This window comes from Chryseobacterium sp. HMWF035 (genome assembly GCF_003094695.1).
In the GTDB taxonomy this organism is placed as follows: Bacteria; Bacteroidota; Bacteroidia; order Flavobacteriales; family Weeksellaceae; genus Chryseobacterium; species Chryseobacterium gambrini.
The window spans coordinates 1-1,486 of the sequence record NZ_QEHP01000129.1; the positions used below are offsets into that span (position 1 = coordinate 1).

The 1,486-nt window shown below is 23.8% G+C and carries 1 protein-coding gene; it reads right to left on the reverse strand.

Annotated elements, in window-relative coordinates:
* Positions 1-97 precede the first annotated feature (97 nt).
* The coding region (locus DD829_RS23855; RefSeq protein ID WP_165814889.1) for a hypothetical protein at positions 98-1,486 on the reverse strand (1,389 nt) is incomplete at its 5' end.

Genomic DNA, 1,486 nt, shown 5'->3' on the forward strand with positions numbered 1-1,486 from the left:
CAAGATTTTCAAATTTTGCAACACTATTAATGTAGAAATCATCCCTTAAATCTGAAGCTACCATTCCGAATTTCTTAAGAAAAACAAGATAAATTTCTCATGAATCCAAATCATTAAAATAGAATAATAAGTCTAAAGCATTTGAAAAATATGATTCATCTTCACTAGAAATATAGTCTTTAGCCAATTGATGTATAAAATGATTCCCTATATTCTTCTCTTGCATTAATTTTACTGCTTCCCAACATAAATAATTATTTTGATCCTCACAACATTTTTTTAGAAATTCTAGTTGATTATGTGTAGATAATAAATCTGTATAGTTTTTTAAAAAATCTTTGTTACCAGGAATATTCTTATTATAAATTATAAATTCTCCTATTTTTTCATAAGTATCTTGTAATTTATTTTTGATAGCATAATTAATATGGTCAGTTAATGTACTGTAATCCATTTCCTCAAAATTAATATTTTGAGTAATTTCTTTATCAAAAACTTCCTTATCGTTGATTTTATTAAATATATATTCTAAATTCTCCTCACCCCTTTCATAAATATTACAATATTTTAGAGTTTTAAGATAAAATTCTTTCGAGTATTCAACATCAAATTCTTTATCAAAAAAATAAAGCATTTTTAAGATGTAATAATGAGTTTTTAATGTAAAATAATCCTCATCTTTTATCGTCAACACATTTTTGAAATCAAAATCTCGCTCAACTTTTAAACTTTCATTTTTGATATATTCTATATGCTCTGGTTTAATTTCAAAACCTTCACTTTTTCTATCTTTAATTTTATTTTTAATTTCATAGAGCAAATTAATTTCGCGCTCAAGATAATTTAAAATTTGTTGCTTTGTTATTCCTGTTCGATTTTTTAATCGATTTTGTATAAATCCAAAAACTGAATTTTGTAAGCCGTGAAAACCAGTTTCTTCATACCATTTCCAACTGATTTCGTGAATTTTATCCCAAGTCATTTTAATAACTTCATTATCTTCAAAAACTTTTGAAATTTCATTTGATAATTTTTCTCTATTAAACAAAATCTCAAAGTTATCTTGAGCAAAGTTTTTTAATTTTTGTCCATTAGAATGAAACTCTTCGGGAGTTGCAAGAAAATCATAAAATACATAGCCTACTTTTGACATTTCAATTTCTAAAAGTTTAGCTATTTCAAAATTGTAATGAGAGATATGATTTCGAAAATTATCAATTTTAATATTTTCTTTTAGTTTTATTTTATTTTGTAAATATTGTCCCACAAAATAATTAACACTTTTTTCACTAATGCACAACGATAAAATATGATTGGTTGAAGATGAAATTCCAAATTTATCAAGTAAGTGATTGAACAAAGGATGTTTTTCACCTCCCTCTACAACCAATTTTATAAATAAATTATCTCTGTAAAATATATGACTATCTTTAACTAAAATGTAATCTACTAAATCAAATAGAAATTTTTCATCACTCTTAATAAT